The sequence below is a fragment of the Nocardia sp. CA-129566 genome, assembly GCF_050956075.1.
In the GTDB taxonomy this organism is placed as follows: Bacteria; Actinomycetota; Actinomycetes; order Mycobacteriales; family Mycobacteriaceae; genus Nocardia.
Genome location: NZ_CP192085.1, coordinates 2739681 through 2754412, shown reverse-complemented (window position 1 = coordinate 2754412; position 14732 = coordinate 2739681). Strand labels below are relative to the sequence as shown.

The window sequence follows — 14732 nt, the reverse complement described above, 5'->3', positions numbered from 1 at the left end:
GATCTTTCCAGCGAACTGCGGGCAGTCGCTGGCGGAAAAATTTCTCTACCGGAGATCTAGCGTAACGCGCTCCGAGAGTGTAATGGACCAGCGGCCTCGAGCAAGTTTCCTGGCCACGAGCCTGCGACCCGGCGCGGCGGGTGTCGTGCCGACCGGACGGTAGCCGTGTGGCCGACCGCGCGGTAGATGTGTGGTCGGCGGCGCGACACACGCCTGGTCGGTGGCGCCTCGTGAATCTGGCACGATGGTGCCGTGCCCATCCGCCTCCCCGCCCCGCCGCGCGCCGGGTGCACTTCCGGCATCCCCGAAGACCGGCACCGCGACGCTGGCGCCGTCCGCCCCAACATCGTCGACCGCCGGACCGCATTGCGGCTGGCAGGCGGCGGTGCGGTGGGTGTGCTGGCCGTCGGCGCGCTGGCCGGATGCACGGACAAGAAGGTGTACGAACCCGATCCGCTTGCCGCACAAGAGGTTCTGGCGCGCGCCGACGCCGCGGCCGCGACCGCGGCGATCGCCGTGACACCACAGCGGCACGCCGCGCTGACCGCGATCGCCAGCGAACGCACCGAACACGCCGACGCGCTGCGCGCCGAAATCAACCGCGTCATCGGCGTTTACGGCGACGGCACCACCCCGGCGCACCGCACCCGCCAACCCGCCCCATCCGGCTCCGCCGCCTCCCCTGCGGCGTCCGGTACCGAAACAACGTCCACCCAGCCGCCGAGCATCGACGAGCTGCGCACGCGCCTCACCAACTCGCAGCAGTCCGCGGGCGATCTCGCCCGCAGCCAATCCGGTTACCGCGCGGGCCTACTGGCCTCCATCAGTGCGGCATGCGCGGCCCAGGCGGGGGTCTTGCTCGCATGAATCGCGCAGAACACCAAGCCTTGTCCGAAGCCGGGGACGCGCCCCCGGCCGACATCGCCCACCGATCCGTGCTGCCCACTGTGCGCACGGCTCACGTCCGCAGGCAGAGATGAGCACATGACCGAAGCCGAACGCCATGCCTTGCTCGACGCATTGCGCGCCGAATACTCGGCGGTATACGCCTATGGGGTGATCGCGGCCTATGCATCCGCCGAGCGAACCCGGGTGGTCGCCGAGGACACCGCCGCCCATCGCGCCCGCCGCGACACCACCATCGATGCGCTGAAGTCGGCCGGAGTGGCGGCACCACCACCCGACGCCGCCTACACCACACCGTTTCCGGTGAACGACCCGATCCCAGCCGCGAACCTGGCCGTCACGGTGGAAACCGACACCGCCGTCGCTTGGCGCTCGGTCGTCGAGAACGGCACTTCCGACCCCATCCGCCGGATGGGCGTCGATGCCCTCACCGAATGCGCCCTCCGCCTCGCCACCTGGCAATCAATCCTCGGCACCAACCCGCCCACCACCGCCTTCCCCGGCAAGGCCTGACCCCGGCCTGCGCGTGCCGGGGCCACGCACCAATTCGCTGACGGATCGGTGCGCGGCGAGCAAGTCCACGCGGCGAGCGAATCGGCGTCCGGCGGAATCGTGGTGACTACGAGCGCATTTCGCTGGTGCCGTCCGCCGAATGTGCATCGGCGCTCTCACCGAACGCGCCCCGCGCCTGGTGACGATTGAGCACCACCCCGCTGCCACTATTTCGCCCGCCGCGCACCGATTCGACAGAGAATCCGTGCCCGCCGAGGAATCCACGCGCAGCGAACCAAACCGTGAGCAGCGAACCACGCCGGGCGCGGCGAACCAAAGCCGGACGGGCCGGAAACGCCCTACGCGGCTAGCCAAAACCTGACGCGCGAGCCCACACCCATCGCGGCAGAACGAGCGGAACTCAGCGGACTGAGCCAGGCACGGCGGCCTCAACCAGACACGGCAGAACGAAGCAAACTCGACAGCCACACCCCACACACCGAGCCAGGCACAGCGCACCCAACCAGACACGGCAGAACGAAGCAGACTCGACTGCCAGACCCCACGCGCCGGACCGGGCACGGCGTGCCCAGCCAGGCGCGGCGGACCGCAGTTGAGCGGCGAATGTGAGGTTATGAGCGCATTTCGTAGGTGCCGTCGTAGGCGGCGACCTGGGTCCAGATGCGGTCGAAGCGGGGGCGGTCGGCTACCGGGGGGCGTAGGGAGGAGGCGGCCCAGGCCTCTTGGTCGGGGGTGGCGGAGGGCTTGCCGTAGAGGGTGGTGGCGTGGGCATTGAAGTCGCGGATCTGGAAGTCGAAGATCTGCTCGATGATGTCGCGGTCCAAGCCGATGATGGCAGCCTGCTCCAGAATCAGCTGGCCGTAGACCACCAGGGAGAACAGGTGGCCGATGGTCAGCATGAAGTCCAGGTCCTGCTGCTGGTCGGCATCGGGTGCGGCCGAGGTGAGCAGGGTGCGCAGTGCCTGGGCCTGTTCGTAGAAGCGCGCGACATTCGGCAGGTCAGCATGCTTTTCGTAGACCGGGGTCCAGTCGGCGAACTGCACCTTGCCCGCGCCGCGGGCCGGGCCCTGCCGGAAGAAGAACTCGTCGTCGGCCGCGTCGTGCCGGGTGCCGATCTCCGGGTAGTCCTTCGGGTTGAACAGGTAGTTCGGCATGAACTTCAGGATCTGGCCCACATTGACGTGCACCGTGCCCTCCAGCCGGGGCAGCGTGCCGATATAGCGGGCGACCTGGGCGAAGTAGGTGTTCTTCTCGAATCCCTTGGCGGCCAGCACATCCAGCAGCAGCGTCATGACGGTCTCGCCCTCGGAGGTCACCTTGGACTTCGTCATCGGGTTGAACAGCAGATAGCGGCGGTCCTCGAGGCTGGCGCTGCGGAAGTAGTCGACGGCGCGGTCGCTGAACAGCTTCATCGCGACGATGCGCGCGTAGGCGTCCACGAAATTCGTTCGCACATGCGGGAATTCGGTGACGGCCTTACCGTAGAGAATGCGGTTGTTGGAGTGCGTGATGGCCTCGTAGAACGAGTGCTCGACCATGCCGATACTGCCGTGGCACAGGTTGAACTTGCCGACGTTGACGGTGTTCAGCGCGGCGGAGAAGGCCTCAGGACCGGTGGACAGGATATCGGCGGCGGTCACCGGGTAGTCGTGCAGCGCGAAGGTGCTCACATACAACTGGCCGTGGATGACATTGTCGATGAGTTCGTAGTTGTCGTGGCGGCTGTCGGCGGCGAACCAGACATAGCCGTCCGCGCCGTCGATATCGGCGCGGCGGGAGAATACCGACACCATCGATGCGACATTGCCATTGCCGATGTAGTACTTCACGCCATTGGCGCGGAACAGAATTCCGGCATCGGCGTCCGCGCTGCCCGGTTCGGTCGGCGTCAAGATCAGGTCGGTGTTGTAGATGTCGGCACCGTGGTCGCGCTCGGACAGACCGAACGCCATCACCTGACCGTCGACGAGATCGGCGGCGGCGCGCTTCTTGGCGGCCTCGTTATCGCTCTGCCAGATCGGGCCCAGGCCCAGGATGGTGACCTGTTCGGCGTACCAGTACGCCAACCCGTAGAACCCGAAGATCTCCGACAGCGCCGCATTGCGCGCCCCGTCCCAGCGCCGGTTCTCGTCGCCGTCGGCGTAGGCGGCGGGCGTCAGGAAGGTCGCGAACAGCTTCTCCTTCTTGACGAACTCGAGGAAGTCCGACACCCACACCGCATCGGCATCATCGGCAAGCAACTGCCGCTTACCCCGCGATTCGAACCATTCGATGGTCGCCTTCAGCAGCCGTCGCGTCTCGGCGTCGAACTGCTTCGGATCGTAGGTGGCGGGGTTGAACAACAACGCGTCGGTGCTCGTCATGCTGTTAACTTACCAGCGGGTAACAGCAGCCTGGAGCGGGTCCACGAATACCGCTGGCCACGAATCGTGCCTACGGAACCGTAGGTCAGGCGGATGTGAGAAGCCCGGTCGACGCCGGCTGCTGTCGTTGTCAGCATTGCCGTCGTCGCCCGGGCTTCGCTACCGGTCGCCGGAGGCCGACCTATCGTTCGCCGCGCACCTGCGCGAGCACCGATTCGACCACCGCATCGGCGGGGACCTCGGTGGACTCCCCGGTGAAGCGATCGCGGATCTCGACCTTGCCCTCCGCCCAGCCGCGTCCGACGACCACGACCAGCGGGACACCGATCAGCTCGGAATCCTTGAACTTCACACCGGGCGAGGCCTTGCGGTCGTCGAGGACCACATCGAGTCCGGCCGAATCCAGCAGCGCCGCGACCTGTTCGCCGCCCTCACGCGAGGACTCGTCCTTGTTCGCGATGACCACGTGCACATCGAACGGCGCGACCTCGCGCGGCCAGCGCAGGCCCTTCTCATCGTGCTGCTGCTCGGCGATGACCGCGACCATGCGCGAGACCCCGATGCCATAGGAGCCCATGGTGAGCCGCACCGGCTTGCCGTTCTCGCCGAGCACGTCCACCTCGAACGCGTCGGTGTACTTGTTGCCGAGTTGGAAGATGTGGCCGATCTCGATGCCGCGCGCCGATACCAGGACGCCACGACCGTCGGGCGAGGGATCGCCATCGCGCACCTCGGCGGCCTCGATGGTGCCGTCGGGGGTGAAGTCACGGCCGGCGACCAGGCCGACGACGTGTTTGCCCGGCTCGTCGGCGCCGGTGATCCAGCTGGTGCCGTTGCCGATGCGCGGGTCGACCAGGTAGCGAACACCGTTGGCCTGCAACGCCTTCGGGCCGATGTAACCCTTCACCAGGAACGGGTTGGCAGCAAAATCGGCCTCGGTGAGCAGTTCCACCTCGGCGGGTTCGACCGAAGCGCCGAGACGCTTGTCATCGACCTCGCGGTCGCCGGGAATGCCGATGCCGAGCAGTTCGGTCTTACCGTCCGGATGCCGCAGCTTCACCATGATGTTCTTCAGGGTGTCGGCGGCGGTGACGGGACGGTCGGCGATGCCCACGCCATTGGCCCAATCCACCAGTGTCGCGATGGTCGGGGTGTTCGGGGTGTCGTGTACGACCGCCGCGGGCAGCCCCTCGATCGGCAGCGATTCGGCCGCGGGCGTGACCACCGCTTCCACATTCGCCGCGTATCCGGACTCCCGGCACACCACGTAGGTGTCCTCGCCGACCGGACTGTCGGCGAGGAATTCCTCCGACGCACTACCGCCCATCGCGCCCGAGGTGGCCGCGACGATGACGTACTTGACATTGAGCCGGCCGAAAATGCGCTGGTAGGCCTCGCGGTGCGCGTTGTAGCTGGCCTTGAGCCCGTCCTCGTCCAGATCGAAGGAGTAGGAGTCCTTCATGATGAATTCGCGCCCGCGCAGGATGCCGGCGCGGGGACGCTCCTCATCCCGATATTTGGTCTGGATCTGGTACAGCGTGACCGGAAGATCCTTGTACGAGCTGTATTCACCCTTCACGGTGAGCGCGAACAGCTCCTCGTGGGTGGGGCCCAGCAGATAGTCCGCGCCCTTGCGGTCCTGCAGCCGGAACAGGCCGTCGCCGTATTCGGTCCACCGGTTGGTGGTCTCGTACGGATCGCGCGGCAGTAGGGCGGGCAGCGAGATCTCCTGCGCGCCGATGGCGTTCATCTCCTCACGCACGATTTCCTCGACCCGGCGCAGCACCCGCAGGCCCAGCGGTAGCCACGAGTACACGCCCGGGGCGATGCGCCGCACATATCCGGCGCGGACGAGGAGTTTGTGACTGGGCACCTCGGCGTCGGCGGGATCGTCGCGCAGGGTACGCAGGAACAGGTGGGAGAGGCGGGTGATCACGGACGACAGGGTAGTCGCTGGCCGAACGATGTCTGCAAGGCATCGGCCCATTTCGGCGCGCGCGGGGGCTGCGCGGTTACGCAGGCTACCGCCTCCGAGCCCTGACCGCCCACGGCTCCTCCTCGCCGACACTCGACGCCCCCGCGCCTGGACGCGCACGGTGTTCACCGCACACTCGCCGCTCCGCGCCGACCCTCGACGCCGCCACGCCCGGACATGCACTGCATTCACCGCACACTCGCCGCCACACACTCACGGCTCCCCCTCACCCACACCCCACTCCACCACGCCCGACACGCACCACATTCACCGCACACTCGCCGCCACACACTCACGGCTCCCCCTCACCCACACCCCACTCCACCACGCCCGACACGCACCACATTCACCGCACACTCGCCGCCACACACTCACGGCTCCCCCTCACCCACACCCCACTCCACCACGCCCGACACGCACCACATTCACCGCACACTCGCCGCCACACTCACGGCTCCCCCTCACCCACACTCCACTCCACCACGCGTCGACGCACACGACATTTCCCTGAGGTCAGCAGGTGGGTCAGCTCGGTTCCGCCGGTGGCCGCATCGGACTGCGCGGTACCCGCGGTGAGCACCTCACCGCGCTCGTCGGCGTCGAGAATATCGATGCCGCCGATGCGCGCCCGCGGATCCGCGACCACCGCGGCCAGAATGCGCTCCAGCACGCGCCCGAGCCCGCGCACCGTCGATTCTCGAAAGGGTCGGTGAAAACGACGACCAGCTCACCGGGCCGTCCGTCGACGCTGACGCGGTTCGACGACCACCTGCAGATCGAATTTCGCGACGATATCCGCGTGCCCGCTGACTCGCCGACACTCACTCACGGCTCCACCTCTGCCACACGTAACTCCGCCACGCCCGGACACGCACTGCATTCACCGCACACGCGCTGACACTCGTACCGCTCCGCCTCGCCCACATGCGACTCCGCCACGCGCCGACGCACGCTGAGTTCATGGCGCGCTCGTTGATACCGGTTCGCGCGCCGGTACCGTATTCGGTCGTGCTGGTCCTGCTGCCTCCTTCCGAAACCAAGTCCGACGGTGGAACCGACGGGCCGCTCGAGCTGGAGTCGCTGGCGATGCCGCAGCTCACGGTGGTGCGCGACCGGCTCATCGACGAGGTCGTCAAGCTGGCCGCCGACCCGGGCGCCGCGCGTGCGGTACTCGGCCTGGGCAAGGGGGCCGATACCGACATCGCTCGCAATGCGACCTTGCGCAGTTCCGCGACCCGGCCCGCGCTGGAGCGCTACACCGGCGTCCTCTACGACGCTCTCGATGCCCGCTCCTTCACCAAGGTGCAACGCGGCAAGGCCTATGCGCGCCTCGGCATCGGCTCGGCATTGTTCGGCGCTGTGCGCGCGGACGACCTCATCCCCGCCTACCGGCTCTCCGGCGGTTCCAAACTCCCCGGCCTGTCGACCCTTTCCGCCATCTGGCGCGATGTCCTGCCCGACGCCCTGCACGCCGAAGCCGCGGGCGAACTCGTCATCGACCTCCGTTCGGGCACCTACCAGCAGCTCGGCCGCATCCCCGACGCCATCACCGCCAATGTCCTCACCGAACACCCTGACGGCTCGCGAACCGTGGTCAGCCACTTCAACAAACACCACAAGGGCCTGCTCGCCCGCGCCCTCGTCCTCACCCGCGCCGACCCCACCGACATCCGCGCCGTCGCCCGCATTGCCACCAAATCCGGCCTCCGCACCGAAATAGCCTCCCCCACCGAACTCCTCATCATCACCTGACACACCATCGCCCGCCTTCGGTGGTCGGTGTCGCACAGCGTGTGCCGACGCCGCATAGCTCACAAGCACTGCGCGATGCCCACTGGCTATGCGGCGAAGGCAGCGAGCAGCAGCTCAGTGGCGATCGCTCGTCGAGATCATCACCTGACACACCATCGCCCGCCTCGATGGTCGGTGTCGCACAGCCTGTGCCAATGCCGCATAGCCCACAAGCACTGCGCAATGCCCACTGGCTGTGCGGCGAAGGCAGCGAGCAGCAGCTCCGTGGCGGTCGCTCGTTGAGTGGCGGTCGCTCGTCGAGGTGTCCGTCGCTCGTCGGGGTGGCGGGCCCGGCCGATAGCGGTGCGGATGGAGTTCGGGGCCGCGGGAGAGGCGCTTGGCGGTGTCACTGCCGACGATTGGTGCGGGTCAGATGCGTGCGGTGGGGTGCCAGGTGCCGGAGCGAGGGTATTGGCGGGCCAGGTCGGCGGCGCGGGTGAGCCGGCTACGCCAGCGGTCCGTGGTGTCCAGGTCGCGCCAGATCCAACGGATCACGATCCAGCCGAGGGCACGCAGGGCGTCTTCGCGGATCTTCTCGGCGATCACCGCCGACTCGGGCGTGCCGGATGGCGTATTGCTGCGGTACTTGACCATTCCGTCGAACTCACCGACTACGCCCAAGGTTGGGAACAGGAAATCGACTCGGGCAACGAAAGCACCCTCGGCGTCCACGATCGTGGGCTGCAGTTCCGGTGCCGGAAACCCGAAGGCGTGCAATGCGATTCGACTTCGTGATTCGCCCGGACTCTCGGCACGGCCATCGAGGAACTCGACCACCCGTCGCGCGGCCGGGCATCCGGGGCGACCCGCTGACCGCGACAGCTGTTGCGCCAGTTCGGATCGGGTGGTCCGCTCGAAACGCAATGCGGCGTCGCCGATGACGACGGCCTGTTCGAACGGCACGGTCCGCGCCAGATCGATGACGGTGCGCGCCACCGTCGTCACCCGAAAGTCGCCGACCTGTACGACCTCATCCGGTTCGGTCGACGTGGCGTGTACCACGATTCGCGGACCGGTGCGAGCTCCCGATGCGCGGTTGCGCGTCATATGAACCCGCGTCAACGGAAGGGACCATATCGGTAGCCCATGCGCGACAGCCGCGGAAACATGACTGACGACGGCCGCGGAGCTGGCACCCGCCGCCACAGCACCGATCAGCAACAGGTGCCGCTGCTCGGCGCTCAGCCCGCCCACATCGACCGCCCGCGCATACCGTCCGCGACAGATCCGCTGCCAACCGGGCCCGCTCAACTCATGCGCGGCCAGCCCCGCCTCGAGCGCGGCATGCCGAGAAATCGTCCTTGGTACCTTCACACCCCCGATACTCCCCACCCCCGCCCACCCTCAGAAGCCCCAACCCCCAAATGTGCATAACTCCGGGGTTGTGCATAACTCCCCCAAATTGCTCCCGCACGCCCAGTCGCGACCTCGCACAAGCTGTCACGACCTCGCACAAGCTATAGAGGCTGTTGCCGGATTGGTTGTGTGGGTGTGGTGTTTGTCGGTGTGGTGGTAGTGGTCGCGGGCTGTGGGCCCGCGGCCACGATCAGGTGGCGGGTGCGGTTTGGTGGGTGATGTAGCGCAGCAGGTTGGTGGTGGCGGCGAGTTTCAGCTCGGCGGCGCAGGCGGCCAGGCCGCGGCGGGAGAATCGTGACAGTCCTCGCCGGTCTTTGATGTGGGCGTTGACGGGTTCGACGATCGCGCCGCGACGGCGGTAGATGGCTTGTCCGGCAGGTGTTTTCAACCGTTCGGCCATGGCTGTGAGGGTCGGGTCGGTGTAGTGGCGGGTGCCCGGGTCGGGGTCGGTGCCGCGTTGTAATCGGTCCTTGGCCACGGCGATGAGCCGGTCTGGTCCGGGCGTGCGTTCGGGGTCGATGTTCTCGATCGAGCAGTAACCGGCATCGGCGGTCGCGACACCGATCCTGCGTTCGTGCCCGGCCTCGGTGAGTGTGTCGAGTTCGATGCGACAGGCATCGAGCATGGGTGCGAACTGGTGGGTATCGGCGGGTTCGTCGGTCAACTCGCAGGCGATGATCACATGATCTTGCGAGACGACGAGTTGGGCGTTGTATCCCTGAATGAATCCCTTGCGGGTCTTCATGATCCGGGATTCGACATCGGTGAGGTTGCGTTTGCGAGCCGGTTCTTTGGCGAGCTTGGCCGCCATCGCGACCTGGGCAGCCTCGACGCGAGCGGCCAGGGCTTTGATGCGGGTGGTCAGCTCGGGTGGCTTGCGCAACCGGCCGTTGACCTTGCCACCGGCGGCGAGGGTGTCCCGCTGGGCCTGCCAGGCCCGGCGTTGAGTGTCCAGGACCCGCTCATAGGTGGCTCGCACAGTGTCCAGGCGCCGTTGCGAGAACCGCATCGCCTGCGAGGGCTTCCCGACGCGTTCGGCCTCGATCGAGGCCAACGCCGCCCGGATCGTGTCCCGCCGCCGCGCCCCGCGCATCCCCTCCGGCGGCTGGTCACCGCCGCCCTCGGTGCCCTCTTCGGCCTCATCGATGGCTTTAGCCTCGGCCACGATCCCTGCGGCCATCTCACGCAGGGTGTCCTCGGTCCGGTTGGCGAACCTACTCGCGTTCGCCGCGATCTTGGTGCCATCGAGGGCGATCACCCCGACCTTCACCATGCCCGCCTTCGCGCACAACAGCAGCACCTGGGAGAACAAGACGGTGAACGCGGCCTCGTGCTCGGCGCGGAACCGCGCGATCACCGTGTGATCAGGCACATCCTGGGCACAAACCACCCAAAACGCCACATCGGTCCGGCACGCGCGTTCGATCGCCCGCGACGAACGCACCCCGACACAGTAGGCATACAACAACAACCCCACCAGCATGTCCGGGTCATAACCACGCTGCCCCGCAACAGATTTCACCGTCTTACGCCGCGACCGGCGACGATGCAACACCGAGGTATCCAACTCAGCCACGACATCGAGCAACTGCCACACCAGATGATCGCCATCCAGCCACTCCCGCATATCCGGCGGCAACAAAAACTGCTGATCCCGCACCACCGGCCGATACGACTTCGCCACCGACCCATACTCCTCGAGACCACCGAGATTCGGCAACAGGCTCTATAGCCTTTGCGCGATGCCTACTCGGTGTGCGACGGCAGACTTGGGCGGCTAACGCTGGGCGGCGGCAAGGGCGGTGCTCCCGCCACGCACCACCGGACGGGTCAGTCGCTTCACCCAGCCAGCCAGTCCATACGACCAGCCAGTCCATACGACCAGCCGCTCCACGCGGCCAGCCAACCCACGCGGCCAGCCAACCCACGCGGCCAGCCAACCCACGCGGCCAGCCAACCCACACCGCCAGCCAACCCACGCAGTCAACTAGTCCGCGCGGTCCGCGCACCCGACCAGTCCACGCGGCCACCGGTCCCTGCGGCTGGAAAGGAAAACTCGGATGCGCGCCGGGCGAGCGGTCTGTACTGTTGCCGCCAGCGGCGGGGGAAATCCGAAAAGAGGCGCCGCACAAGGAAAGTGATGGCGTACGAGTGCGCTCGGGGAGGTAGAGATGACGAAGCTGAATCAGATCATCGCGGTGGAGAAGGGCGTCAAGAGCGGCGCGCTGCGCGAATTGGCCGAGACCCACAATCAGCTGCAGAAGCCGGGATTGCTGGCCGGTATCGCGCGCACCTATCAGCCGAAAGACGAAGAGGGCGAACAGCTTCCACCGGAGTCGACGCGCGTGCAGCTGAAGTCGGAGGAGGTGTTGCGCCAGACGGCCGCGACGCTGACCCGGCTGTTCGATGTGACCGCGACCAAGGACTGGGCGAACTGCGAGGCCAGGGCCGACGTCCGGGTGGACGAGCAGACCTTGCTCGCCGCCGTACCGGTCTCCTACCTGCTGTTCTTGGAAAAGCAGCTGGCCGATCTGCACACCTTCGTGAAGAAGCTGCCGGTGCTCGACGCCGCCGAGGCGTGGGCGTTCGACGATTCGTCCGATACCTGGCGCACCGATGCCGTGCGCACCATTCGCACCAAGAAGGTGCCACGCAACCACGTCAAGGCCGAGGCGACCGAGAAGCACCCGGCCCAGGTCGAGGTGTACTACGAGGACATCGCGATCGGCTACTGGACCACGGTGAAGTTCTCCGGCGCGCTGCCGGCCCGCCGGGTCAACGAGCTGGTCGAGCGCATCGAAAAGCTCCAGCAAGCGGTCAAATTCGCCCGTGAGGAGGCCAATGGAACCGAGGTCACCGACCCCAAGCCCGGTGATGTGATCTTCCGATACCTCTTCCGCTGAGACCGGTCGGGGGCGAATGGTCGCCCCCGACCCCATGGACTCCCCCGCCGGTGCGGGGGAAGCGCAAGAGCGCAAACTCAAACTGAAGATAAGCCTGAAGACACGGTGTCAGTGCGGGTTCGAATCCCGCTCCGGGCACAGGCCCGGATAGCCCAATCGGTAGAGGCAGCCGGAATCTCAGACTCTCGCTCCAGCTTGAGCATTCGCCGCCGATCACCCGATCACGAGGAAAGGACACGGAGCGACGAGGTGCGGGTTCAACCCCCGTTCTCCGCGCCACATGCGGAGATGGTCCAAACGTAGGACGCGTCGCGGTGAGCTTGATCCGATTCCACGATCCGGTGCGCGAATCTGGGTGGCACCGAGGAACCCGAGGGTAGGCTAGACCCTCGGGTTCCCTTGCGTCAGAACCTCTTTCGTCGAGTCTCCGGTCAGAGCTCGTCGGCGTCGGCGGACAGGTCGCGAATGAGTAGTGCGGTATGCAGCGAGGTGCGGGACTCGCCGTCCTCGAGATCGATGCCGAGGATCCGCTCGATGCGGGCGAGCCGGTCGTAGAGGGTCGGCCTGCTGATATTGAGTCGCTTGGCGAGTTCGGTCTTATTGCCCGCCACATCGAGGAACTGCCGCAGCGTGCGCGTCAGATCGGCCGCATGCCGAATGTCGTAGCGCAGCAACGCACTCAGCTCCGTTTCCGCGAAACTCTGCACACCCGGTTCACTGCGGATCAGCGAGAGCAGTCCGCGCAACCGGATATCGCCGCTGCGATAGAACGGCCGCGGCTCTGCCGTCCGAGTGACCGGCCGGGAGGCGGTAGCAGAGCGTGCCCCCACCGTGCCCCGCGAGCGCGGCGAATCGGATACCGATGACTCCAGCGATAGCGCGACCTCGGCGACATGCGATGCATGCGCCAACTCGCGCGCGGTATCCAGCAGCGAATCCCCCTCGGCACCAACGCCGATGACCACGCGGTGCACCCCGTCCACCCGCCGCACCTCGGCGGTGATCGCCGCGCATACGGCACGGAGCGCGTCGTCGAGATCGGCGTTGCGCGCTACCGCGAGCACCATGGCGACACGATCGCCGTGCTCGGCCGCGGTCAATGCGGTCGCCTTCGATAGACCGAGACCGTGGGTCACCGCGTCCAGCACGCCCGCACTGCGCCGCTGTCTGGCGACCTGATCGGCTTCGGCAAGAGCGGCAACGGCTACCGCGAGCGGAACGTAGTTCACCCGGCGGATCAGCAGCCCCAGCGCGGCCGCTCTGGCCTGCGCATCGCGCTCGTCGAGCACACGGCCGTTGACCATATCGTCGATGAGTCCGGTCTGCGCCTGCCGATGCAAGCCGAAGCGGTCCTTGTCGATCATCCGGTGCAGCGTCAGCGTTTGGGCCGCGCGCTCCAGCACCATCCGCGCCCGCGGCGTCGCGACCCGGCTCGATCGCAGAATCAGCCGACCCCACCGCTGGGTATGCGGGCCGACCGCGACCACATCCCACCCGGCGGGCAGCAGTCGCGAGGTGGTCTCCCAGTTCTCCAGGATCGCCGAGGTGCTGGTGTGCCGGGCGGTGAGCGCCAGTACCCGGTGCGCCAGATCCTCCAGCACCACCGAGGAATCGAGCATGTCCGCGGCGGTCTTGACGATCTCGGCCAGCGAGGCCCGGCGCACGCTCAACTCGGTGAACGTCTCGTGCACGGTGCGCGCGAATTCCAGTTCGGCGTACTGGTCGGCCACGATGACCCGGTGCACCGCCTCGGTGATCTCCACGAATCGGGTGACCCTATGCAGCGCGACCACCGGCAGCTCGAGTTCATCGGCCAGCTCCACGACCACCCGAGGCAACTCCGGCACGGCCTCGCCGAGTTCTACGACCAGCCCGGCCACCCCCGCCGCGGCCAGCGATCGCAGATAGGCGACCGTCGAGTCGTCACCACCGGTCAATGCCAAGCCCGTGGTCAGCATCAGCTCCCCGCCGACCAGCAGTTCGGCGACATCCGGCAGGTCGCTTACGTGCACCCACCGCACCGGCCGATCCAGCGATCCCCCGCCGACGACCTGCGGCTCGCCCGCGCGCACCACCGGCATGGCCAGCACATCGGCAACAGAGAGCAACACCTACGAATTGTAAAACCAAATCCGAAATCGCGTACAGATCGTCGGGGCGATATGGGCGGTCCATAGTGCAGAGTTGGGACCACAACAGCATCCGACGCACCGTCACCACCGGCACACCGCCGAACCACGACGACCGCCGACCACAAACTGCCAACCAATCGACGACCACCGCCGACGACCGCCAGCCACAACCGACGGCCGCCAGCCACAACCGACGGCCGCCAACCGAACGACCGACGGCCGCCAACCGAACGACAGCCAGCCAGCCAACCGAACGGCCGCCAACCACCAACCACCGACCGACGGCCACCAACCACCAACCACCAACCGACGGCCACCAACCGACGGCCACCAGCCACCAACAGCCAACCGAACGACCGACGGCCGCCAACCCAACGACCGACGGCCGCCAACCGACCGACAGCCAGCCAACCGAACGGCCGCCAACCACCAACCGCCAACCAAACGAGAGCCAGCCACCAACGCCAACCACCGAGCGCCAACACCGAGCGACGGCCGCAACCGAACGACCGCCAACCACCAACCGACGGCCGCCAACCACCAACACCAACCGACGTCCGCCAACCGACCGACAGCCAGCCAGCCAACCGAACGGCCGTCAACCGCCAACCGCCAACCACCGAGCGCCAACCACCGAGCGACGAGCGACGAGCGACGAGCGACGAGCGACGAGCGAGTATCCATCGCCAGCCCGACCGTCGAGCCCGGCAGACAGAACCTGATGACCCCACCCCGGCGCACCCTGGGATCCGACCAGAACATCCGCGCCGCACCGCCCACGGCGCATCCCCGG

Annotated in this window: 10 protein-coding genes; 4 read left to right on the top strand and 6 right to left on the bottom strand. The window is 67.1% G+C overall.

What is annotated here, in order from left to right; genetic code table 11:
• Positions 1-252: 252 nt before the first annotated feature.
• Together ACQP0C_RS12320 and ACQP0C_RS12315 are read left to right on the top strand one after the other, a co-directional pair.
• Positions 253-867 (top strand): hypothetical protein, encoded by a 615-nt coding sequence (locus ACQP0C_RS12320; RefSeq protein ID WP_433733050.1) that lies wholly within the window; start codon positions 253-255, stop codon positions 865-867.
• Between the two features lie 117 nt (positions 868-984).
• Complete coding sequence (locus ACQP0C_RS12315; protein ID WP_433733049.1) at positions 985-1419, top strand: ferritin-like domain-containing protein; 435 nt, start codon at positions 985-987, stop codon at positions 1417-1419.
• A gap of 611 nt (positions 1420-2030) precedes the next feature.
• On the opposite strand, the gene ACQP0C_RS12310 is transcribed toward ACQP0C_RS12315, so the two are convergent.
• The 3 genes from ACQP0C_RS12310 to ACQP0C_RS12300 all read right to left on the bottom strand — a co-directional run bounded on the left by ACQP0C_RS12310 (position 2031) and on the right by ACQP0C_RS12300 (position 6445).
• Complete coding sequence (locus ACQP0C_RS12310; protein ID WP_433733048.1) at positions 2031-3782, bottom strand: acyl-CoA dehydrogenase family protein; 1752 nt, start codon at positions 3780-3782, stop codon at positions 2031-2033.
• Positions 3783-3963: 181 nt separating this feature from the next.
• Positions 3964-5718, bottom strand: a complete 1755-nt coding sequence (locus tag ACQP0C_RS12305) for a proline--tRNA ligase (RefSeq protein WP_433733047.1) — start codon at positions 5716-5718, stop codon at positions 3964-3966.
• 487 nt (positions 5719-6205) lie between these two features.
• A complete protein-coding gene (locus ACQP0C_RS12300) occupies positions 6206-6445 on the bottom strand; it encodes a hypothetical protein (protein WP_433733046.1) in 240 nt (79 codons plus the stop codon).
• A 320-nt stretch (positions 6446-6765) separates the two neighbouring features.
• On the opposite strand from ACQP0C_RS12300, the gene yaaA reads away from it, so the two are divergent.
• The gene (yaaA, locus tag ACQP0C_RS12295; RefSeq protein ID WP_433734526.1) at positions 6766-7509 is read left to right on the top strand and encodes a peroxide stress protein YaaA; all 744 of its coding nucleotides are present in this window, start codon (positions 6766-6768) and stop codon (positions 7507-7509) included.
• A gap of 408 nt (positions 7510-7917) precedes the next feature.
• On the opposite strand, the gene ACQP0C_RS12290 is transcribed toward yaaA, so the two are convergent.
• On the bottom strand, positions 7918-8862 hold the full coding sequence (locus tag ACQP0C_RS12290; RefSeq protein WP_433733045.1) for a hypothetical protein: 945 nt from the start codon (positions 8860-8862) through the stop codon (positions 7918-7920).
• Between the two features lie 232 nt (positions 8863-9094).
• Positions 9095-10588, bottom strand: coding sequence for a transposase (locus tag ACQP0C_RS12285; RefSeq protein WP_433733044.1), 1494 nt, complete (start codon positions 10586-10588; stop codon positions 9095-9097).
• Positions 10589-11075: 487 nt separating this feature from the next.
• Between ACQP0C_RS12285 and ACQP0C_RS12280 the strand changes: the two genes are divergently transcribed.
• Positions 11076-11807 (top strand): hypothetical protein, encoded by a 732-nt coding sequence (locus ACQP0C_RS12280; RefSeq protein WP_433733043.1) that lies wholly within the window; start codon positions 11076-11078, stop codon positions 11805-11807.
• 431 nt (positions 11808-12238) lie between these two features.
• Here ACQP0C_RS12280 and ACQP0C_RS12275 read toward each other — a convergent pair whose 3' ends face one another.
• The gene (locus tag ACQP0C_RS12275) at positions 12239-13918 is read right to left on the bottom strand and encodes a PucR family transcriptional regulator (RefSeq protein WP_433733042.1); all 1680 of its coding nucleotides are present in this window, start codon (positions 13916-13918) and stop codon (positions 12239-12241) included.
• Between the last annotated feature and the right edge of the window lie 814 nt (positions 13919-14732).

Excerpts from the sequence above, each read along its gene's own strand:
- ACQP0C_RS12280 (WP_433733043.1), top strand. The coding sequence starts at position 11,076 with ATGACGAAGCTGAATCAGATCATCGCGGTGGAGAAGGGCGTCAAGAGC.
- ACQP0C_RS12315 (WP_433733049.1), top strand. The coding sequence starts at position 985 with ATGACCGAAGCCGAACGCCATGCCTTGCTCGACGCATTGCGCGCCGAA.
- ACQP0C_RS12310 (WP_433733048.1), bottom strand. The coding sequence starts at position 3,782 with ATGACGAGCACCGACGCGTTGTTGTTCAACCCCGCCACCTACGATCCG.